Source organism: Pseudomonas sp. Irchel 3E13, assembly GCF_900187455.1.
Classification (GTDB): Bacteria; Pseudomonadota; Gammaproteobacteria; order Pseudomonadales; family Pseudomonadaceae; genus Aquipseudomonas.
The window spans coordinates 44,117-65,252 of the sequence record NZ_FYDX01000008.1 but is presented as its reverse complement, the minus strand read 5'-3'; the positions used below and the strand labels follow the sequence as shown (position 1 = coordinate 65,252).

General features: G+C 61.8%; 23 protein-coding genes. 9 read left to right on the top strand and 14 right to left on the bottom strand.

Annotated elements, in window-relative coordinates; translation table 11 throughout:
* Positions 1-54: 54 nt before the first annotated feature.
* Complete coding sequence (locus CKW37_RS15310) at positions 55-792, bottom strand: TetR/AcrR family transcriptional regulator (RefSeq protein WP_095156548.1); 738 nt, start codon at positions 790-792, stop codon at positions 55-57.
* A 184-nt stretch (positions 793-976) separates the two neighbouring features.
* Here CKW37_RS15310 and CKW37_RS15305 point away from each other — a divergent pair, with 184 nt between their 5' ends.
* Entirely contained in the window at positions 977-2,608 is a 1,632-nt protein-coding gene (locus CKW37_RS15305; RefSeq protein ID WP_095156547.1) for an ATP-dependent acyl-CoA ligase, read from the top strand.
* 56 nt (positions 2,609-2,664) lie between these two features.
* Here CKW37_RS15305 and CKW37_RS15300 read toward each other — a convergent pair whose 3' ends face one another.
* The gene (locus CKW37_RS15300) at positions 2,665-3,465 is read right to left on the bottom strand and encodes an SDR family NAD(P)-dependent oxidoreductase (RefSeq protein WP_095156546.1); all 801 of its coding nucleotides are present in this window, start codon (positions 3,463-3,465) and stop codon (positions 2,665-2,667) included.
* Between the two features lie 100 nt (positions 3,466-3,565).
* Between CKW37_RS15300 and CKW37_RS15295 the strand changes: the two genes are divergently transcribed.
* Positions 3,566-4,309, top strand: coding sequence for a DUF2889 domain-containing protein (locus tag CKW37_RS15295; RefSeq protein ID WP_095156545.1), 744 nt, complete (start codon positions 3,566-3,568; stop codon positions 4,307-4,309).
* A 27-nt stretch (positions 4,310-4,336) separates the two neighbouring features.
* Here the strand turns inward: CKW37_RS15295 and CKW37_RS15290 are convergent, their stop codons facing one another.
* From CKW37_RS15290 to CKW37_RS15275, 4 genes are all read right to left on the bottom strand, one after another.
* Entirely contained in the window at positions 4,337-4,912 is a 576-nt protein-coding gene (locus CKW37_RS15290) for an aromatic-ring-hydroxylating dioxygenase subunit beta (protein WP_095156544.1), read from the bottom strand.
* A gap of 98 nt (positions 4,913-5,010) precedes the next feature.
* Positions 5,011-6,411 carry an aromatic ring-hydroxylating dioxygenase subunit alpha gene (locus CKW37_RS15285; protein ID WP_095156543.1) on the bottom strand — a complete coding sequence of 467 codons (1,401 nt, stop codon included), beginning with the start codon at positions 6,409-6,411 and terminating at the stop codon, positions 5,011-5,013.
* Positions 6,412-6,523: 112 nt separating this feature from the next.
* On the bottom strand, positions 6,524-7,525 hold the full coding sequence (locus tag CKW37_RS15280) for a fumarylacetoacetate hydrolase family protein (RefSeq protein WP_095156542.1): 1,002 nt from the start codon (positions 7,523-7,525) through the stop codon (positions 6,524-6,526).
* Positions 7,522-8,223 carry an SDR family NAD(P)-dependent oxidoreductase gene (locus CKW37_RS15275; RefSeq protein ID WP_095156541.1) on the bottom strand — a complete coding sequence of 234 codons (702 nt, stop codon included), beginning with the start codon at positions 8,221-8,223 and terminating at the stop codon, positions 7,522-7,524. Before CKW37_RS15275 ends, CKW37_RS15280 begins: the two co-directional genes overlap by 4 nt.
* A 134-nt stretch (positions 8,224-8,357) precedes the next feature.
* Here CKW37_RS15275 and CKW37_RS15270 point away from each other — a divergent pair, with 134 nt between their 5' ends.
* Together CKW37_RS15270 and CKW37_RS15265 are read left to right on the top strand one after the other, a co-directional pair.
* A complete protein-coding gene (locus CKW37_RS15270) occupies positions 8,358-8,756 on the top strand; it encodes a Zn-ribbon domain-containing OB-fold protein (RefSeq protein WP_095156540.1) in 399 nt (132 codons plus the stop codon).
* The gene (locus CKW37_RS15265; protein ID WP_095156539.1) at positions 8,756-9,946 is read left to right on the top strand and encodes a thiolase family protein; all 1,191 of its coding nucleotides are present in this window, start codon (positions 8,756-8,758) and stop codon (positions 9,944-9,946) included. Before CKW37_RS15270 ends, CKW37_RS15265 begins: the two co-directional genes overlap by 1 nt.
* A gap of 9 nt (positions 9,947-9,955) precedes the next feature.
* Here CKW37_RS15265 and CKW37_RS15260 read toward each other — a convergent pair whose 3' ends face one another.
* The 6 genes from CKW37_RS15260 to CKW37_RS15235 form a co-directional block, all read right to left on the bottom strand.
* Positions 9,956-10,741, bottom strand: coding sequence for an IclR family transcriptional regulator (locus CKW37_RS15260; RefSeq protein WP_095156538.1), 786 nt, complete (start codon positions 10,739-10,741; stop codon positions 9,956-9,958).
* Positions 10,742-10,835: 94 nt separating this feature from the next.
* On the bottom strand, positions 10,836-12,416 hold the full coding sequence (locus CKW37_RS15255) for an MFS transporter (protein WP_095156537.1): 1,581 nt from the start codon (positions 12,414-12,416) through the stop codon (positions 10,836-10,838).
* Between the two features lie 33 nt (positions 12,417-12,449).
* A complete protein-coding gene (locus tag CKW37_RS15250) occupies positions 12,450-13,334 on the bottom strand; it encodes a fumarylacetoacetate hydrolase family protein (protein ID WP_095156536.1) in 885 nt (294 codons plus the stop codon).
* A gap of 1 nt (position 13,335) precedes the next feature.
* The gene (locus CKW37_RS15245) at positions 13,336-14,286 is read right to left on the bottom strand and encodes a VOC family protein (protein ID WP_095156779.1); all 951 of its coding nucleotides are present in this window, start codon (positions 14,284-14,286) and stop codon (positions 13,336-13,338) included.
* A 66-nt stretch (positions 14,287-14,352) separates the two neighbouring features.
* Positions 14,353-15,111 carry an SDR family NAD(P)-dependent oxidoreductase gene (locus tag CKW37_RS15240; protein WP_095156535.1) on the bottom strand — a complete coding sequence of 253 codons (759 nt, stop codon included), beginning with the start codon at positions 15,109-15,111 and terminating at the stop codon, positions 14,353-14,355.
* A 51-nt stretch (positions 15,112-15,162) separates the two neighbouring features.
* On the bottom strand, positions 15,163-15,399 hold the full coding sequence (locus tag CKW37_RS15235; protein WP_095156534.1) for a ferredoxin: 237 nt from the start codon (positions 15,397-15,399) through the stop codon (positions 15,163-15,165).
* 108 nt (positions 15,400-15,507) lie between these two features.
* On the opposite strand from CKW37_RS15235, the gene CKW37_RS32455 reads away from it, so the two are divergent.
* From CKW37_RS32455 to CKW37_RS15215, 5 genes are all read left to right on the top strand, one after another.
* Positions 15,508-15,693: a hypothetical protein gene (locus CKW37_RS32455; RefSeq protein WP_143502002.1), complete on the top strand. Its 186-nt coding sequence runs from the start codon at positions 15,508-15,510 to the stop codon at positions 15,691-15,693.
* A gap of 12 nt (positions 15,694-15,705) precedes the next feature.
* Entirely contained in the window at positions 15,706-16,965 is a 1,260-nt protein-coding gene (locus CKW37_RS15230; RefSeq protein WP_095156533.1) for an MFS transporter, read from the top strand.
* A 23-nt stretch (positions 16,966-16,988) separates the two neighbouring features.
* Positions 16,989-17,309: a 2Fe-2S iron-sulfur cluster-binding protein gene (locus CKW37_RS15225; RefSeq protein ID WP_095156532.1), complete on the top strand. Its 321-nt coding sequence runs from the start codon at positions 16,989-16,991 to the stop codon at positions 17,307-17,309.
* Positions 17,310-17,329: 20 nt separating this feature from the next.
* Positions 17,330-18,565: an NAD(P)/FAD-dependent oxidoreductase gene (locus tag CKW37_RS15220; protein WP_095156531.1), complete on the top strand. Its 1,236-nt coding sequence runs from the start codon at positions 17,330-17,332 to the stop codon at positions 18,563-18,565.
* 75 nt (positions 18,566-18,640) lie between these two features.
* The gene (locus CKW37_RS15215; RefSeq protein WP_095156530.1) at positions 18,641-19,480 is read left to right on the top strand and encodes an oxidoreductase; all 840 of its coding nucleotides are present in this window, start codon (positions 18,641-18,643) and stop codon (positions 19,478-19,480) included.
* On the opposite strand, the gene CKW37_RS15210 is transcribed toward CKW37_RS15215, so the two are convergent.
* Positions 19,470-19,820 (bottom strand): nuclear transport factor 2 family protein, encoded by a 351-nt coding sequence (locus CKW37_RS15210; protein ID WP_095156529.1) that lies wholly within the window; start codon positions 19,818-19,820, stop codon positions 19,470-19,472. The genes CKW37_RS15215 and CKW37_RS15210 overlap by 11 nt on opposite strands.
* Before the next feature lie 13 nt (positions 19,821-19,833).
* Complete coding sequence (locus CKW37_RS15205; RefSeq protein WP_095156528.1) at positions 19,834-21,123, bottom strand: MFS transporter; 1,290 nt, start codon at positions 21,121-21,123, stop codon at positions 19,834-19,836.
* Positions 21,124-21,136 lie beyond the last annotated feature (13 nt).

Here is a 21,136-nt window from a genome sequence, read left to right as displayed (position 1 = left end):
AAAAAGCCCCCGATTGGCGGGGGCTTTGGCTGTACAGAAGAGCGAAAGCACGTATCAGCGGCGAGTCCGCGAGGTGGACCCCATGATCAACGCGCCCAGGAGCTTTTTCACACGTACCGGGAACAGTCGGCGCCCTGCGGCTTCCGGCACCAGAATTTCGCTCAACACATAGCGAATGATCATCTCGCAGATCAGCTCCCGGTCCAGACGCACGCCCAGACGGTCGTCCCAGTCATCGAAAACGATGCCCAGACCATCCTGAAAGCGCACGATCGAGTCGTGGAAAATCCGCCGGAAAAAGCCCAGCGCATAATCTGGCGCGACCACCAGCAGGCGCCGCGCGCGGCTTTGCTCGAGGTAGTTGTCAAGGTAGGCGAACAGTGCGTTCAAGCGAGCTTCCGGGTCACTGATGTGACCCAGCTCCTGCGACAGCGAAGTGTGGAAGCTTTCGCGCTTGTGCCGCGAGAACGTGTCCAGCAGGTCTTCCTGGGAAGAGAAATAGCGATAGAAGGTACCGCGCGAGACACCCGCGACCTGGCACACGTCAAGAATGGAGATGCGGTCGGCGCCCGACATCAGCACCACTTCTTCGGTCGCTTTGAGAATGTTGGCGATGGTTTCTTCCGAGCGACGATTCGGCTTGACCTTGTTGACTGCAGCCGCCGGGCCGTTGCGCCGCTCAACGGTCTTGGCTGCCTTGGCACCGCCCGCGGGGGCGTCAGGCGCGGTCTTTTTTCTGGATTTGGCAGCAGCCTTAGGCGCTTCTGCCTGCTGGGTAGCGTTTTTTGGCATGGACTTGCAGGCTCGTCGAGAGTAGAGATGAGGTCACGTTAGCATAGAATCTGTGCATAAATAACCGTATATGTTCAACTTAACGCTAAAGACAATTCTAGATTTTACATTTAGAATCCAATTCTTTATTTAAAATAAAAATCAGGCAGGCCAGCACTTGCGGGCGCCTAAACGGAGAAAATTCATGGGCAGCAGTGGAAATCCAGAAACCTGGGCAGTAGGAGAACGAGACACGGTCATCGACGCGCTAGAACGCGCGGTGGCAAGGCATCCAGAGCGTACACTGCTGGATTTCAGCGGTGAGTTGTACACATACGACGAGGTTGACTCACTTTCCACCAAAATGGCCAATGCCCTGGCCACGCTCGGGATCAAGCCGGGTGAAACCGTGCTGACCATGCTCGATAACAACATCGATGCGGTCATCACCTGGCTGGCCATCAACAAATTGCGTGCGGTGAGCGTGCCGATCAACACCGCGCTCAAAGGCGAGTTTTTGCGACACCAGATCGTCGACACCGGCACCTCGCTGGTGATCTGCGAGGCAGCCTACCTAAAGCGCATCACACCGCTGGCAGAACAACTGCATGACGTGCACCACATTCTGCACCGCGGTGCGCTCGATAGCGTGGTCGAGTGCCCGATTCGCATCACGACACTGGACCGCTTCCGCGGCCAGGACACCACCCCACTCGCCAACAAGCCGCAACCGTCCGACCTCGCCTGCCTGATCTATACCTCGGGCACTACCGGCCCGTCCAAAGGCTGCATGATCAGCTACAACTTCATGTGCAACCTGGCTCGCCTTCAATTGCGCGCCGGCCCTGCCAGCGCCGACGACGTCACCATCACGCCGCTGCCGTTGTTCCACATGAACGCCCTGTGCGTGTCGATCATCGCCAGCATCCTGGTAGGTGCACGCGCTGCCATCCTGCCGCGTTTCTCGGTGTCAGGTTTCTGGCAGGAGGTGGAGCGCTCGGGTGCCACCATCGCCTCGATTCTCGGCGGGATGGGCGGCTTGCTCGCCCAGGCGCCCGACAACGAAGCCATGTTGCGCTGCGTGGGGCAGATACACACCGCTCGCGGCAACCCCTATACCGAAGAAACCAAAAAGATCTGGCGAGAACGCTTCGGCACGCCCCTGGTAGGCGGCAATGGCTATGGACTTACCGAAGCCTGCGTGATCACCTCGCTGGCCGCCGGCGAATACGCCGCGCCGGGATCCTCGGGCAAACGCATTGCCGACTTCGATGTACGCATCGTCGACGACCTGGACCAGGAGGTACCACCCGAAACCGCCGGTGAAATCGTGGTACGCCCGCAGCGCCCGGACATCATGTTCCAAGGCTACTGGCGCCGGCCCGAGGACACCCAGAAACTGATGCGCAACATGTGGTTCCACACCGGCGACATCGGCAAATTCGATAATGACGGCTTCTTCTACTTTGTGGACCGCAAAAAGGACTACCTGCGCCGCCGCGGCGAGAACATCTCCAGCTTCGAAATGGAAGCCGCCTTCAGCGTACACCCGGCGCTGGCCGAGGTAGCGGTCCATGCGGTGCCATCCGACAAGGGTGAGGATGATGTGAAAGTCACGGCGGTATTGCATGAAGGCGCCACGCTGCAGCCCGAAGATCTGTTCCATTGGGCAGTGGATTCAGTGCCCTACTACGCCCTGCCTCGCTATATCGAGTTTCGCGGAAGCTTGCCGAAGAACCCGCAGGGCCGAGTGTTGAAATACCTGCTGCGCGACGAAGGCAAAACCCTTGCAACATGGGACCTGGAAACCACTTCGATCAGCGTTGCAAAGAAGTAGCGGTTGTACCCGGCACAAAAAAAGCGCGGCACTCGCCGCGCTTTTCATTTGCTCCTTCAGTATTCGCGCACGGAAATGCCTTTGGGGCGAGAATTGTAGCCAGGCAGGTGCAATCCGCCGTCGACGTGAATGGTTTCACCGGTAATGAAGCGCGACATCTCACTGGCCAGGAAGACTACCACCGGGCCGATATCAGCTTCGGGCTCGCCACAACGCCCTAGCGGGCGCATGGAAGCGGACATTTCAGCGAAACCGGGGTTTTCTGCCGCCAGCTTGTGGAAAGTGGCGCCCATCGCGGTGGGTGCGATGGCATTGGTGCGAATGTTGAAGCGCCCCCACTCGGAGGCAGCGCTGCGGGTCAGCCCGACGATGGCCGACTTTGCCGTGTTGTAGTCGCCATGCAGCCAGGCACCGATCTCGATATCGATCGAGTAGAAATTGATGATCTTGCCGCCGCCACGCGCCTTCATGTGCGGGAGCGCCGCCTTCATCGCCCACCAGGCTGCCCACACGGTCGAACCCAGGGTCTGCTCGAGCATGGCGTCGGTCTTGTCTTCCAGAAGCACGTTGGGTGTGGGCGCGAACGCGTTGTTGACCAGTATGTCCAGGCCACCGAACTCATCGACGGCCAATTTCACAGCAGCTTCGATATCAGCTTTGCTGCACACGTCCGTTCGGATGAACACCGCCCTGGCGCCAAGCGCCTTGAGCTCCGCCACCACAGCTTCCCCGCTGAGCTCATCCAGTTCGGCGACCACTACCGCAGCCCCCTCCTTGGCGAAATTAAGCGCGATACCTCGACCAATCCCGCCACCGGCGCCGGTAATCAGCGCGACCTGTTCGTTCAGCAGGGCCATAACCGCTCCTTTTCTTGTTTTTAGTGAACATAATAGTATTTAGTGTTCAAATATAGCTGATTTCAGCGCCCCCTCACACCCCTTGCACAAGGACGCCAAGATGACTGCTTTTCGACGCCGCGTAGACATTACTGCCAGCGCAGACCACGTTCGTGCGGCGCTGGAGGACGACTTTCATCACTTTCGCGTATGGGCCAACCACTGCGCGGGCCAGGTCACGGCCATCGGTGGCGAAGCGCTGCGCTACCCCTATTCCCTGTGCCCGCAGGCATGCGATCAACTGCAGGCACTGGTGGACATGCCGCTGGCGCGGATTGCGCATACGGTAACCCGGCAAACCGACGCCAGCCATCAGTGCACCCACCTGCTCGACCTTGCCGGCCTGGCTATCGCGTCTGCTGCCCGCGGCATCTGTCGGCGACGCTACGAGATTCAGGTCGGGGCGCGTATCGACGGCCGTACCCGCGCACGCCTGACACGCGACGATGGGCTGGTCCTGAACTGGGAAATCAACGGCACGATGATCGAAAGCCCATCGCCTTATGCCGGCGTCAACCTTCGCGAAGGTATGGCACGCTGGGCACTCGGCACCCTAAGCGAAGACGTCGCCGAAGCGGCGCTGCTTCTGCGTCGCTGCACCCTCATCTCGATGGGACGCGCCTATAACCTTGACGAGCAGGTCCACGCCACTAGCAGCGGTCGCTGCTACAGCCAGCAAGCGGAACGCGCGGAACGGGCTCTGCGCATGAAGGGCTCGACGCTGGATTTCAGCGACGAGCCGCAGGCCTTGTGCGCCCAGGACCAGACATGGCTACATGCCTGGCCCGACGGCCCTACGGCGTGATACACCGCCTGGCCGCAGGCTCATTACCTAGAGGAAGATAGCGAGGTTGGGTGTACCCAGTACCGCCTGGTCCAGAATGACCTCACGCCGTGCCAGCTTGAACCCGGTAGCACCCAGCCGTAGTACATCGCGCCGCTCGCCGCTGATGATGTCCACGTGGTGGTCCTTGAAACGGCTTCGGGTCAGCAACAGGTAACTGGTCACCACGAACTCGTCGGATTTCTCCGTCTCTTCCACGAACACGTTGGTCACCAGCCGACGCGTACGCGAGGGCGGATCTTCTGCCCAGGCGCTCTTGCCGGACAAGCGCAGGATGCGTCCCATCATTGAGCGGTAGTCGTCATGGTAGTGCTGCACGCTGCGCACGATTGTGGTTTTCAATTCCGAAGCCAGGCGCGTCTGGCGCAGCGGCACGGTGTACACCAGATCCGTGTCCAGGCGCTCGGCCCATTCCTGAAGGCGAATCTGGTCGAGCAAGGTGGCCTCCTCGTAAAGGAAGGTCACCACATCGTTGTAGACCGGCGACCCCACCGGCACTCGCCGCGTACCGACCGGGGAGCCTGGCTGGATATCCTCCACGCCGCGTTGCTGAACCTGCGTCATGAGCAATTCCTCATTATTGTTCTTGTACCTGGATAGTGACGACTTGAAGGGTGAGCGTGCAGAAAGGGTCGCCGACGAAGGCGCCCCTCTCCCCCCACTTACTTCTCGTCAGAGGCGGTCATCAGTTCGTGCCAATACAGCCACCAGTGCCACTGGGTATCGTCCTTGGTAAACCCTTCGTTGACGATGCCAGGGCCCGGCCAACCTTCAGGTGCGCCGGTCTCGTAACAGGCCTGGTACTTGAGCGTGCTCTTGCGTCCCATCGCCCCTTTGGCGGCTAGCGTCATGTGCGGCCAGGTGTCGGAGTCATCCTGCTCGACCATGCCAGAGGTGCCGAACAGCTGGATGGTCTGCTTGAGCATCTTGTCGCGCAACTCCGCTGGCGCATCCTTCTCGGCGAATATCCAGTTAACGAACTCCAGCTTGTCCGGGCCTTGTGGTACATAGGCATGCATGGTCATGGAGCCCACTACACTGCCGTCAGGCTGGGGAATGTAGACAAAGCCAAAGAGAATGTTCGGGAACATGCCACCGACTTGCGGCGGCATGCTGGTAAGGACCTGGAGTTGCTCATCAGTGAGGTTACGCGCCAGTTGCTCGACCATACCGGCGGTCATGCCGGCAGGAGGCAGCGCTTCAAGCTTCTGCTGCACGCTGAGCTCGGCCGGATCCAGGCCGGTCAGGCGCTTGATCTTGCGGGCAAGGTCGATGCAACGCAACGCGTGACCATGAGGTGAGCTGACCTCCACACCGATCATTTCCGGGCTAAGGTCTGCGGTTTCACCTTCGCCCTTTTTAGCGTAATTGCCCACCTCACCCAGCCAGCGGTGCAGCGTCAGGGTGTGGAAGCCATCGGCGGCCGATTGCTCACCCGCGGTTTTCCAGTTGGCGTTGACGATGAAACGCTGGGGCGGGCCGAGTACTTCCATGCCCTTGTCGGAGCGACAGAACAGCATGTCGTAATACCACTTCGCGTCACCCAGGAACTCTTCGAAGGACGGCCCCTCAATGTTCCAGGTCGCGAAGACCAGCCCGCCATAGAGCGTTACACGCGCCTTTTTAAGGCCCAGTTGCTCCTTGGGCATCATCTTGCCGTGCATGCACTCGCGCTCGACCGGCGAGCCGACAAAGTCGCCATTGGGGCGGAAGGCCCAGCCGTGGTAGATGCATTTGTGAATCTGCGTGTTGCCGCAATCGGCGGTGGTGATGCGCATGCCACGGTGCGGGCAGACGTTCAGGGTGACGAACACCTCGCCTTGCTTGCCGCGCGCCACAATCACCGAGTCAGACCCCAGGTCGCGGACCATGAAGTCCCCGGCGTTGGGGATTTCCGTTTCATGGCCCAACATTACCCAGATCTTGCCGAAGATCTTTTCCATCTCCAGCTCGTAAATCTCGTGATCAGACAACACGCGCATTTGCACTTCACGTGTAGCGGGGTAGATGAGGTCCGAGACCTCCGTTCCATCAGACAATACGGGGCTTTTTCTTGTTAGCATGATTGCCTCCTGCTCAGGGTGTCACGGCGAACCCGCAACGAAATATAAGACACTTTATTTATTTTTGTATACTTCATTCACACGCAAAAAGTAGGTGGGTGGTCGGTGGGCGTCAAACATCCGAGGCCCGCTCCTGACCCACCTGGGTGCGCAACACACCAATACCGTCGATTTCCAGCTCAACCACGTCGCCGCGCTTGAGATAGCGCAGTTGCTCGAGACCGCAGCCGTTGCCCACCGTGCCGGAACCCAGAAACTCCCCTGGATAGAGGGTTTCCGAGCGGGACACGTGGGCAATGACATCTTCAAACCGCCAGCGCATGTCGCGGGTATTGCCGCGCCCCCACTCCTCGCCGTTGACCCGGGCAACCATGTTCAGGTCATAGGGGTCGCCCAGTTCATCCACGGTTACCAGGCAGGGTCCCATGATGTTGGCGGTATCGAAGTCCTTGCTCTTGGCAGGGCCGAGCATGCCGGGCATCTCCAGAGCCTGGGCATCGCGGGCGCTCATGTCGTTGAAGATGGTGTAGCCAACGATATGCGCGCCAGCAGCGTCACGAGTGATGTCCTTGCCGCGCTTGCCGATGTAGCACCCGAACTCCAGCTCGAAATCCATCGCGCGGCTGAAGCTCGGCCACTGGAACTCATCGTCGATACCCACCACCGCAAAGCGATTGCCTTTGTAGTAAATGGGTTGCTTGTTGAAGGTCTCGATCACCCGATCATCGGCACGGGTATTCATGGCCTTGAGGGTGGCCTCGGGGTCTTCGGTACGCAGCGCGCGGGCGCGGCGTGCCGCAGCAAAACTCTGGCGCAGGTGCAACTCGAAACAGGAGCAATCGCGCATTTGCGGCGGTGGCTGGATCGGTGCGCGCAGCTTGACACTGGCGCGCTCCAGCACCGCTGCCGAAGGCGCCTTGGTAACAAGGGAGCGCGCCAGTTCCAGTGCCGCCTCACCGCCTTCGACCAGGGCGAGAATACTGCCCAGGGCGGCGCTGTCGCGTCCTTCCAGAACGCGATAGGCGGTCAGCAGATCAAGTACCTTCTGGTCCTGATCGAGCAGCGCGCCAGCACGGTCCACGCCATTGGCGTCGGTATAGGTGACCAGCCTCATACCCGACCGCTCACGGGCAACAAAGCGCCGGTCATGGCGGCCGCTTCATCGGACAATAAGAACGCGACCACCCCTGACAGTGCCTGGGGGGTCACCCAGCGACTGCTGTCGGCGTCGGGCATGTCGGCGCGGTTGGCTGGGGTGTCGATGATGCTGGGCAACACCGCGTTCACCGTCACGCCACGGTCTTTCAGCTCTTCGGCCAGGGCTTCGGTCAGGCGGGCCACGCCCGCCTTGGAGGCGGCATAGGCGCCCATGCCGGCTGCGGCCTTGACCGATGCCAGCGCGCCGATATTGACGATTCGCCCGGCGCCGGATCGCAGCAAGTAGGCCAGCGCCGACTGAGCACTGACCACGGCGGTGCGCACGTTCATCTGGTACAGGCGGTCCCAGGTGTTGAGGCTACCGCCTTCGAGGGTTTCCCAGGAAAACCCGCCGGCGACATTGACCAGGCCATCAATGCCGCCCCAGTGCGCGGCCGCCTGCTCGAATGCGCCAGCAGCCGACTCGGCCGAGGTCAGGTCGATTCCACCGAGGCACAGCAGGTTCTGCGTCGCCAGCAGATCAGCAGGCACCTCGCTGCGATCCAGCAGGATCACCCGCGCACCCTGCGCCAACAGGTACTTGCCCAGCGCACTGCCCAAGGCACCGAAGCCGCCCGTGACGACTACCCTTCTGTCCAGTAATGACTGGGACATAGCCAAATCCTCTTGTTGTTTTACCGTGCGAACGGTCGATTCGTGCTTTCTCTGGCGGCAATATATGACACTTTTCCAGAATATGTGCAAATGATACTGTGTGACTCCACGTCAAACATTCACCCGGACTGCTGATGCCTAGAAAACTCCCTGCACTGAACGCCGACAACCGCGCCTTCTGGCAAGGCGGTGAAACGGGCCGTTTGCTGATACACCGCTGCGCGGCCTGCAGCCGCTACTTTCATCCGCCCGCCCCGCTCTGCCCGCATTGCGCAAGCTTCGAGGTGGCCCCCGAGCCGGTGTCCGGCCAAGGCAAGGTGCTCAGTTTCACCATCAACTACCAAGGTTGGGCGCCAGACCTGGAGGTGCCCTATGTCGTGGCGATCATCGAACTGGCAGAGCAAGCCGGCCTGCAATTTGTCAGCAACGTAGTGGGCACACCGGTGACAGATGTACATATCGACATGCCGGTACAGGTCACCTTCCTCAATGCCGAGGATGTGTGGCTACCCCTGTTCGAGAGGGCTCAGTGATGTTCGATCATCGTTACGAAAAAGACGTGGCCATCACCGGCATCGGTCAGTCGGAAGTGGGCCGGCCGTCAGACAAGTCAGCCATGCGCCTGACTCTCGATGCCTGCCTGCAAGCCATTGCCGATGCCGGGCTACAGCGCAGCGATATCGACGGGGTGGCGTGCTGGCCGGGCGACAACAACAATGGCGACCCGTTTTCCCCGGTGGGGCCAAGCGCTCTGAAAAGTGCCCTGGGGCTCAACGTCAACTGGTTCGGCGCTGGCTACGAAGGACCTGGCCCCCTTGCCGGGGTGATCAACGGAGCCATGGCGATCGCTGCCGGACTGTGCAAGCACGTGCTGGTGTTTCGTACCATCACCGAAGCCTCGGCACGCGCGGTCAACCGGCAGGCCGGCGCACTGACCGCCAAGACCCAGGGCCGCGACAGCAGCTATGCATGGCAATGGTTCACGCCGTTCAATGTGCACTCAGGCATAAACCTGATGGCCCTGTACGCCCAGCGCCATTTTCACGAGTACGGCACCCGCGCCGAGCAACTGGCGCAGATCGCGCTCACTTGTCGACGCAACGCCATGCGCAACCCCAAGGCGGTTTACCGCACCCCCATGACGATGGACGACTACATGGGTGCGCGAATGATCTCCTCGCCCCTGCGCCTGTTCGATTGCGATGTGCACTGCGATGCCTCTACCGCCATCGTCCTGTCGCGTCGCGATGTGGCCCAGGACTTGCCGAATACGCCAATCCGCATCGAAGCCATGGGTGCCGCGCTGAACCAGCCCTGGTCGTGGGACCAGATCTCACTGACCCGGATGGCCGCCTTCGATGTCGGTCAGATGATGTGGGCGCGCACCGACTACACCCCGCAGGACGTAGGCTCGGCGCAGTTGTACGACGGTTTCTCGATTCTGACCCTGATCTGGCTGGAAGCCTTGGGCCTGTGCCCCGTTGGCGAAAGTGGGGCCTTTGTCGAAGGCGGGGGGCGCATCGCGCTGCAGGGTAGCTTGCCGATCAACACCAATGGCGGGCAGTTGTCCGGCGGACGCACCCATGGCCTCGGCTATGTGCACGAGGCGTGCTTGCAACTGTGGGGCCGCGCCGAAGGTCGGCAAACCCGCGATCATTGCGTCAGCACAGTGGCCGCGGGCGGCGGCCCCCTGGGAGGCAGCCTGCTGCTGGTACGCGAGTAGCGGCGGGTTTCAGTAGAGCACGCAGGCGACTTCGTTACAGAACTCGATCAGCGCCTTGCCCATCTCGGCAAGGCCCTCTTCGTCGCGCTGGCCACGGAACATCACCGCCGAAACGGTGAACTCGATGCTGTTGGACGGCGAATAGATCGGTGCCGCCACAGCCAGGATGCCGCCCGAAAAATGCCCGTCGTCCATCGCCCAGCCCCGCTCGGCAGCGACTTTGACTTCCTCGCGATAATCCTCGAGCGACAGCGGTCGAGCCCAGCGGATCTTCTCGAAACTGCTTTCCAGCAGCGGATCGTCCATGTCGATCTGAGTGGCGAACAATCGCCCACTGGCGCCCATCAGAATCGGCAGCCGTTGGCCTTCGGCCATGTCGATGCGCACATCAGTGGGGCTGGCGGCGGAACTGACGATGACGATCCGGTCCGGGCTCATCTTGCGCCACAGCGTGATGGTGACCCGCAGCCGCGACGCGAGGTTCTGCAACAGTGGCTTGGCCATCTGCACGCGGTGACCCTGGGTCACCAGTTGCTCCACCAGGCGTGCCAGGCCGGAGCCCACGGAGTAGCGCTTGGACAGCGGGCTGAAATCAACCACATCTTCCTGCACCAGGGTCCGCAGGATGTTGAAGCAGGTACTGGGGTTGATGCCGAGCTGACGGGCGATGTCCACGGAACGCTCGGGTTTACCGCCCTGGCTGAGGTGACGCAGGATGCGTATGGCATTGGAAACCGGTTTCACAAGAGTGGCATTGGCCGATTTTGCGCTGTCGCTGACGTCTGAAATGTCCATACTGCGTCCCGGTAACAAATTATTGCCGTCATTCTAGCCTGAGAATTACCAGCGACGTAAAAGTTTTACATGGGAATTTCTCGTTAACACAGCGTCAGTGTTTTACCGGAGGCTGGTAGATCAGCCTTCGCGTTTGCAGGTCTTCGTGGCGAAACGGCTGCAAAAGCCTTTCCTGAACAAGGTCGGCCTGGGTAACGCGTACCTGCTGGCGCAAGTAGTCGAGCCAGGAGTCGACGATGAACCGCTCGCTGTAGCACTGCGGCTGGGCCATATCGCGATACAGTCGCCAGTTCCGCGCCCCATTGCGCCGCCGCGCCTTGCCTACCGCGTACACAGCCATCAGAAAAGCATCGCGCTGCGTCACGGGCACTTGATACATCACCTCTACCGAGACGGGCCCGTCGGCATGTTCCACGGGCGCCGGCAACTGCAGGCTGTCACTCAGCGGGACCTGGGCAAAGTCGGCTTCGTGCCCCATTTCCACGCGACCCTTGCGCGTCAGCAGCACCCCGCCGAGCAGGCTTAACGTGGACAGCAGCAGGCTCGCCTGCAGTCCTGCAAACTCGGCCAGCACACCCCAGGCGGCGCCCCCGAAGGCCATCGCGCCCATCAGGGTCAATACATACATTGACGCCACGCGAGCCCTCACCCAATTGGCGGCATAGGTTTGCACCACCGAAGAGAGCGTGGCGTTGACCGCCATCCAGCCAAACCCCGCGCACAGCATCATCGAGCACACCACGTAGCGGTTGCTCGACAGCGCGGCGGCCAGAGCGGCGGCGGCAAAGGCGACGGTACCGCAGACAATCAGACGACGCAGGCCGAGCCTGCGCTGCAGGCGGGATGAGTTCAGTGCGGCCAGCACCGCCCCCGCCCCCAGGAACGCCATCAGCAAGCCGTAGCCATCAGCGCCCATGCCCAGTTGCCGCCGAGCAACCAGAGGCATCAGCGCCCACAAGGCGCTGGCGCTGCTGGTGAAGATCAGCACCTGCTTCAGCGCACTGGACAGCACCGCCGAATGGCGGATGTAGCGCAGGCCGCTGCGCATGCCGCCCATCAGGGTTTCCGGCGGCAGATCCTGGGCAGGCGGCGCCGGCGTGAGGCGGAGCAGAAAGAGCATCACCGCGGCCATGCACAGCGCAATCAACAAAAATACTGACGTCGTGTTCCAGTAGGCAATCAATGCCCCGGCCAGGGCAGGACCCAGTGCGCGAGTGGCGTTGACCGCAATGCCGTTCAGGGCAACCGCTGCCGGCACCTGATCGCGGGACAACACGGTGACCATGGTCACCATCCACGCCGACATCCCCAGCGCGCTGCCAGTGCCCAGGACAAAGGTGAACGCCAGCAGCCCCCAGGCTTCGAGGCGGTCGCACCAGGCCAGGACGCTGAGCATGATCGCCGCAAACACCATCAGCCACTGGGTCACGATCAGCCAGCGGCGCCGATCCACAAGATCGGCGATCACCCCACCCGGCAGTGCAAACAGAAACACCGGCAGTGTCACTGCGCTTTGCACCAACGACACCATCGTCGGCGACGCGGTAAGCGTGGTCATGATCCACGCCGCGCCAACCGTCTGCATCCAGATCGCCAGATTGACCACTGCACCGGCCAGCCATAGGCCACGGAAGGCCCTGTTGCGAAATGGCGCCCACGCCGAAGCCTCGCTCATTATTTCTCCTCGGAACGTCTTGCAGAACAGGGTTTAGTGATCCAGCGGCAACCCCAGCCGCCCAACCGCTCGAGCAGGAGCCAGCGGGCAAGGCGCCGCAATGGTGTTGCGCAACTGGCCGATGCCGCCGATGTGTGCCACAACCTGGTCGCCTGGCTGCAAGAACCGCCCGCTCTCCAGGCCCACCCCGTGCGTGGATCCAGTGAACACCATATCTCCGGGGCGCAGCTTGATCCGTGCATCCAGGTAATTGAGCAGCTCATCCAGGGGAAAGATCATGTGTCGGGTGTTGTCTTGCTGGCGCACTTCATCGTTGACGCTCAAACGCATCTCCAATGCGGGCTGCTGCCCGCCACCGAGTTCGTCGACCGTCACGATCCAGGGCCCCGTGGGTGTGGTGCGGTCCATGGCTTTCTGGGTCAGCAGGTCCAGCCGCCCGATCTGCTGGCCCGCATCGCGCGCACTGATGTCGTTGCCCACGGTAAAACCCAACAGGCATGCACTGGCGCGAGGCTCATCCAGCAGGGCTCGACCCACCACCGCCACCAGCTCCACCTCGTAATCCAGTTGCCGGGTCAGCGGCGAATGGTGGATTGGATCATTGGCCCCCACCAGTGCCGAATCGGGCTTGAGGTAGGCCAGCGGGTGCGCCGGGGCCTTGCTACCCAGCCGTTCGAGGTGACTGAGGTAGTTGAGGCCCACGCCGAACACGCGACTGCCCGGCTCCAGCGGCGGCAACAAGCGGGCACCGGCCAGCGACAACCGTTCTCCCGCCAGGTCCAGGGCATCCGGGTGCAGGCTCGCACCCAGTCCCGCCCAGCGCACGAAGGGCGCCCTGACTCGCCGACAATGGTCGCCGCCGGCGTCTACCAGCGCCCAGGACGCCTGTCCGTCCAGCTCGATGCGTGCCAGACGCACGTCACTGCCTGGCCAGGTAGGTGGGCAAGTATTCGGCGTCGAGAACCTCTTCGGGAGTCTTGACGCTCGGGCCGAGGATCGGCCCCACCATCTCGTGCCCCCACAGGCTGAGTTTTTCCGGGTTCAACTCATAGGGATCGCCTTGCCACGGCTCGATTTCAGCGATGGTTTCGAAAGCAAAACCCGAGGGGTTGTAGTGATAGAACGACAGGTGCGGATCTTGTGCATGCTGACCGAGGGTCATCATCATCGGCAGTTCGCGCTGGCGCACGATATCGTAGGTTTCCCCGACATCCCGCACGTTGCGAACGAACAGTCCAACGTGCTGGACGCCCATCCGTCCTGGCCCGTGGCCATAGGCGATGTCATGGCTGGTGTGGTGGTTGAGCTTCGAACGGAAGAAACCCGTCCGCCCCTTGCCCGCCCCCGCGCCGTACCAACTGAAGCCCATGACGTTGAGCAGAAAGTCTTCAAGCTCAGGGGTGTAGTCCGGGGTGATCAGCACCACATGGCCCGCACCGCGCTCGTCGGCAAGAAACCCACTGTGGGGCCGCCCCGGCTGAAATGAACGTGGAAGCCATTTCTGTCCATAAAACAGCTCATGCTGATAGCCGACCGGGTCGCGGAAGCGAACCACCTCGCGCACGCCGCGGGCCTCACAGAGTTGCGCATCACCGCGGCTGTACGCCACGTTGGCCGCCTCAAGCTTCCTGATCCCGTCCTCGAACGCCATGCGCCCGATGGCTTCCCAGCCGATGTAGGCGATGCGGTCAACCTTGCCCGGATGGAACGCAAAGCGGTGACGGCGATCATCGATTCTGAAATACAACGAATCCGGGTCGCCGGGCGGGTTCTTGCCGATGCCAAAGCCCATCACCTGCGGGCCGTACTCGCGCCAGGCGTCAAGATCAGGGGTTTCGAAGCCCATGTAACCGATACCAATGATGTCCACGTTGTTCACCTTGTTCTTGTTCGAGATGAAACGATGCCAACCGCTGCTCGCGCTGTCGCCGCTGGGCTAGACCGCCAGCAGCCCGCCGTCGATGACAAAGTCGGAGCCGGTAATGAATGATGCTTCATCGGAGGCGACGAACACCGCCAGTGCCACCACCTCTTCAGGCTCCCCCGGGCGGTCCATCAAAACGCCGTCGAGCAGCATGGCGCGGGCCTTGGGGTTTTCCAGAAACGACCGGGTGCCAGGCGTGGCGACGAACCCCGGGCTCAGGCTGACGGCGCGAATGCCGACGGCCGCACCTTCCACGGCCAGTTGCCGGGTAAACGACACCACCGCGCCTTTGGCTGCCGCATGGGCGCTGATACCGGCGACTTTCGAGCCGCCCCAGGCTGCCGTAGAAGACACGTTGATAATCACCCCGCGCCGCTCGGCCAGGTAGGGCCAGGCGTATTTGGTGGTGTAGAACAGCAGATCGATTTCGTTGCGCAGGGTGTACTGCCAGTCTTCGATCGAGAATTCGCTCACCAACCCGAAACGCGCCGCCGATGCGTTGTTGTAGAGAACATCGATCCGCCCATGCTCAGCAACGGCGGCCTCGATCCAGGCCCTGGCCTGTTCGTGATCGCCCAGGTCCACGGGGGCGCTGCCATACAGGGTAAAGCCCTCGGCGCTCATCATTGCGCGGGTCTGCTCATGGCCCTCGGCATTGAAGTCGCAGCCGACCACAATCGCTCCCTCGCGGGCGAAGCGCAGCGCTGCCGCACGGCCCTGCCCCCCACCGGTGCCGGTGATCAGGGCCACCTTGTCGCGTAAACGTCCCATCTGCACATCCTCAACTCGTTGGTTATCACGCCCAGCCAAGTGCGGGCGCGCTCAAGCGGGGCTGTCGTCGGCACCGATGGGCTCCAGCCATACCGCTTCGGCCGGACAGGCGGCAGCGGCCTCGCGGGCTTCCTCTTCAAGTTCAGGCGGGACCCGGGCGTCATCGAAGTACACCAGACCGTCGTTATCGAGCTTGTACACACTGGGGCAGATCGTGGCGCACAAGCCATATCCACAGCAGCGCCCACGGTCGGCAACGGCTTTGAACTGCGCTTTGTCTGAACTCATTTTTTTCTCCTTATCAGGTTCAGGATCGTCAAATTATGAACACTTATTTATTTTATGTGCAATTTATTTTTGGCGAGGATATGCTCACCCTCAGCCACGGCAGCAAACATGGTTGCGCCGCAACATTCCCCAACGGGTGTGAGCAATGTTGAACACGCTGTAACCGAGGGTGATTCAACGGCATGGGCGGCGCAGGACATTCGTTTGTCTGTGAGTCATACGGCTTTGCTGGACAAACCTGAAATCACCGATTTCATTCAAAAAACGCAGTGTTTGGCTCAACAAAACCTATAAGGAAGCCAACCCATGAACCCTTCGAAAAACCAGGCGGCCATCGATCTGCACGAATTCCGGCAAAGCTGGAAGATCCTGCTGCTGTCCGTCGCGGGCGTGGCCATCAGCATCAACGCCGCGCTTTTGTACGGTTTCGGCACACTGGTCGTACCGCTGGGCGATGCCTTTGGCTGGGGCAAAAGCGAACTGCAGGCGTGTATCACCTTTCTGTTTGGCGGCGCCGTGGTGTCCCTGCAACTGGTGGGCTGGTTCAACCTGCGCTTCGGCATGAAGCGCGTCACCGTGGTGTCGCTTCTGCTGCTGTCAGTCGGCTACCTGGCCACTACCCAGGTCACCTCGTCGATCTGGTCGATGTACCTGGCCTTTGCGCTACTGCCGATCGTGGGCATGGGTGCGCTGGCCGTGACCTGGACGCAACTGATCAGCCTCTGGTACGACCGCAATCGCGGGCTGGCGCTCGCCATCGGCCTGTCGGGCACCGGCGTCACCGCTGCCACCGTGCCCCGGCTGATGGCCTGGGGCATAGAACAGTGGGACTGGCGTGCGGCCTTCGTGATCCTCGCGCTGCTCAACCTGCTGGTGCTGCTGCCACTGATCCTGCTGTGGTTCAAGCTGCCCAAGGCGGCTGATACCACTCCGCACACTGCCCTGGCGCAGTTGCCAGGCATGAGCTTTCGCGAGGGCATGGGCTCTCTGAAATTCTGGACCTGCAACCTGGCGCTGGGCCTGGTGATCTCGTCGATTGTCGGCATGGTCACAAGCACGGTGCCAATGCTGCAGGCCAAGGGACTGTCGGCAGCGGATGCGGCCACCATTTTCAGCGGCTTCGGCATTTCGCTGATCCTGGGGCGAATGGTCATCGGCTATCTGCTGGACCGGCTATGGCCACCGATTGTCTCCGCGTGCAGCCTGCTGCTCCCCGCCGTTGGCTGCCTGGTGTACCTGAGCGGCACTAGCGAATTCATGCCCTTGATGCTGGCGGCAGTGCTGGTCGGGTTTGGCGCCGGGGCGGAATTCGATATCGCCGCGTTCCTGATTGCCCGCTACTTCGGCCTGCGTGAATACGGCCGCCTGTTCGGCGTTCACCAGGGCCTCAATACCGTGGCATCGGCACTGGCGCCGCTGCTCTTTGCCTTCCTGCTCGCACGTACCGGCTCATACACCGCCATGTTGGTGTACAGCGCCGCGTGCTGCGTGCTCGGCCCCCTGTTGCTACTGACCCTCGGACGAGTGCCACGCTTCAATGCGCAGCCCTTGCCCTGCCACTCCTGAGCCCACAAGAAACGGAGCAGAACATGCCCACACTGACCTTCATCGAGCACAACGGCACCCACCATCAGGTCAAAGGCGAAGTCGGCCAGTCGGTCATGCAGGCCGCCACGTTCGCCAGCGTCCCCGGCCTGCCCGCCGATTGCGGCGGAGCCTGTAGCTGCGCCACGTGCCACACCTATGTCGACGCGGCCTGGTTGCACACGCTGCAGGCACCGGAAGAGATAGAGAGCGACATGCTCGAGTACGCCTTCGAGCGCCGTGAGAACAGCCGCCTGAGCTGCCAACTGATCATCAGCGAAGACATGGAAGGCATGGTGTTGCACCTGCCCTCTTCGCAATTCTGAATGCGTTGCAAGGAGTATTCATGACCCTCGCCTCAGTCGTTATCGTCGGTGCCGGCCAAGCCGGATTTCAAGTGGCCGCGTCCCTGCGCCAGGAAGGCTACGAAGGCTACATCACCCTGATCGGCAATGAGCCCGGCCTGCCCTACCAGCGCCCGCCGTTGTCCAAGGCCTACCTGCTCGGCAAGATCCAGGAAAACAACCTGCTGTTTCGTCCCGCCGAGTTTTACGCCACCCAACGCATCGAACTGCTGCACGACCCGGCCACTGCCATCGATCGGCTCAATCGCCGCGTGGTGCTGGCCTCCGGCACGGCCCTGAGCTATGACCACCTGATACTGGCGACCGGCGCGCACAACCGCCCACTGCCAGTGCCCGGTGCGGAACTGCCGCACGTATTCGGTATCAAGACCAAGGCCGATGCGGATGCCTTGGCGCCGCTGGCCAAACAGGCGCGCAACGTGGTGGTGGTCGGCGCAGGCTTCATCGGCCTCGAATTTGCGGCGGTGGCCGCCGCTCAGGGCGCCCAGGTGCATGTGCTGGAGCTGGGCGAGCGCCCTATGGCGCGTGCGGTGTCACGGGAAATGTCCGAGCTGTTTCGCCAGGCACACGAGCAATGGGGCGTGCACTTCGATTTTCGCCAAGGCCTGGGCCGCATTCTCGACGACAACGGCAAGGTGTGTGGCGTGCAAACCGCGGATGGACGCACCCTGCCGGCAGACCTGGTGGTGTTCGGCATCGGGGTCATCCCCAATGCCCAACTGGCCACCGAGGCGGGCCTGGACATCGAGAACGGCATCAAGGTGGACGCTCACCTGCTCACCTCTGACCCGCAGATTTCCGCGCTGGGCGATGTGGCCAGTTTTCCGTGCGTGCAGAACGAAGAGCAGTCGACCCGCCTCGAATCGGTGCAGAACGCCATCGACCAGGCGCGTACCGTGGCCGCGCGCCTGATGGGCAAGCCCTCGCCCTACGCCGCCCTGCCCTGGTTCTGGACTGACCAGGGCGATCTGAAACTGCAGATCGCCGGGCTCTCCAACGGCCACGACAGCACGGTCGTGCTGGGTTCTGCCCAGGACAGACAACTCTCGGTGCTGTGCTTTCGCAATGACCGCCTGGTGGCCGTGGAGTCCTGCAACCGCCCGGGCGACCACATGGCCGCCCGCAAGATTCTTGCCCGCGCCCCAAGGCTGACGGCGGCCCAGGCGGCGGCCGAAGGTTTCGATCTCAAGACCTGGGAAGCGGCCAACCGCGACTGACGCGCCTCACCCACAACCCGCCGCGCTGTGCCCAGAGCCCAGCGCGGCGTTTGCACAACCTGCTGGAGCGATGCAATGAACAAGGTCTGGTTTGTTACTGGCGCGGGCCGCGGGCTGGGCGCCGCCATTGCCAAGGCGGCGCTGGCGGACGGTGACCGCGTGGTCGTCAGTGGTCGGCGGCTGGAAAGCCTGCACAGTGTGTTTGCCGAGTATGGTGAGCAGGTGCTGGCGGTGGCACTGGAAGTGAGCGATGCAGCCCAGGCACTGGCTGCCGTCGAAGCGGCCGTGGCTCGCTTCGGTCGAATCGACGTACTGGTCAACAACGCGGGGTATGGCCAACTGGCGCCCTTCGAAGACAACCTTGCGAGTGATGCCGAAAAGCAATTTGCCACGAACGTGTTCGGGGTATTCAACGTGTGCCGTGCCGTGCTGCCGGTGATGCGCGCGCAACGCAGCGGTCATGTGTTCAATGTGTCGTCCATGGGCGGCGTACTGGGCATGGGAGGCGCGGCGTTGTACTGCGCCTCCAAGTTCGCGGTGGAGGGTTTCTCCGAATCCCTGGCCCAGGAAGTAGCCCAGTTCGGCATCAAGGTCACGCTGGTGGAGCCGGGGGTGTTTCGCACTGACTTTCTCGATGCCAGCTCTGCTGTATTCGGTGAGCGCGGGCTGCAGGATTACGCCGCGTTCACCGCCAGGGTCAAGGCGGCGTCAGCCGCCGGCAACCATCAGCAGGCCGGCAACCCGGCAAAACTCGGCGAGGCACTGGTACGCCTGGCCAACACCAGCGAGCCGCCAATGCGCTACCTGGCCGGTTCCGACGCCTACCGGCAGGTCAGCGCAAAGCTCACCGGAATGCTCGCGCAGATAGAAGACTGGCGCGAGCTCTCCTGCTCTACCGATGGCACTAAAGGTTAATGAAGTAACGCACGAACAACCTCCCCTCTTCGAACCGATACAACTCGATCGTCTCTATGCCACCGTCCTGCTCGCGAAAGGCGTTCAGGTGGTGGCAGGCCGCTTCATTGCCATTGATGATGCATTGACGCACCTCGACCCTGATCTTGGGCTGCTGTTGCGCCCACATCCCCTCCAGCACTTGCCAGGCGTCATGCTGCGGCTTGCCGACATACTCGATGCTCAAGCCATTGGGCGACACGCTGCGGTAGTGGGCAAAAAACCCCTCCTTGTCGCCCCGATTCCAACAATCGATCTGGCCATGCAGAAAGTCTTCGATCACGTGTTTTTCCATCGTCATGTAAGAGTCGTCCTCAGGCGGGTTGTTGTTTCAACTGACGCTGCAGTGCTTGAAATGCCGGTTCCATCCTGAGCCACAGCAGAATGGTCGGGCCGATGATGGCGCAGAAAAAGCAACTCACCAGCACCGCGGAATAGCTGCCGTACACATCGAACAGATGGCCGAACAGCATCGGCACCAACCCGGACACGATGGTGATCAGGCACAGGTGCAAGCCAAAGATGCGCGCGTAATCCTTCAGGCCGAAATAACGCGCCATCAGAAACGCCGCCAGGTCGAATTCGGCGCCGGCACTGGCACCGATGCACAAGGTAGCCAGCACCAGCAGCGGGACGTGCTGCGAAGCGCCAAAAAAGAAGATCACACACCCCAGCGCAGGCAGTACAAGACTCACCGCCGCCACCAGCGACGGCGAGTAACGGTCCAGCAAGTACCCCACCAGCAAACGGCCGCCAATGATCGAAATGCCGAACGTACTGAAGATCTGGCTGGCTTGCTGCGCGCTCAGGCCCTTGCTTTGCAGCATCGGCACGATGTTGGTGACCATGCCCACGGTCAACGACACTGAAAGGATCAACGCGACGTTGAAGCCCCAGTACTTGCCCGAGCGCAGCGCCTGCCGGAAGCTCATGCCTGACAACGACGGCTCCGTTCGCGGCGTTGACGGGTCGGTCTTACCGGCCCCGGCCGGCATACGTAACCACATCAACGACAGGGGCAGCGTGAACAGCAGCGGCATCGCCCCCAGGGCGATGAACCCGGCTTGCCAGCCATAGGCGGCAATCAACCGCGACAACACGGGTGGCAAGATCAGCGCCATCAGCCCGGTACCGCACAGGATCACGGCCAGGGCCAGCCCCCGATTACGCTCGAACCACAGGTTGACCAGTTGCGTCCAGGTGATCGCGATGGTGCCGGCGCACACGATCGGCATACAGAAGAACGCCAGGTACAACCAGGAGATCGAGCCCTGGATCTGGGTGATGGCGAAGTAACCGACGACCTGCAGCATGATCGAGACGATGGCCACCCGGCGCAGGCCGTAGCGCCGATACAGCCAGCCGACCACCTGGGTGGAGATCGCCACGCCGGCGAACAGAAAGGAAATCGAGGCTTGCAAGTCACCACGGCTCCAGCCGAAGGCCTGTTCCAGCGGAATCACCAGGGTGCCGAACGCATAGAGCAAGGCGGCGGTGATGCTGGTGCAGATGCCGAACAATCCCAGCAGGACCACGCGCCAGCCGCGCTTGAATTCGGAAAAATCATTGCCAGCGGACTGGCGATTGCGAGTCGGTGTAGTCATACGCTTTTACTCC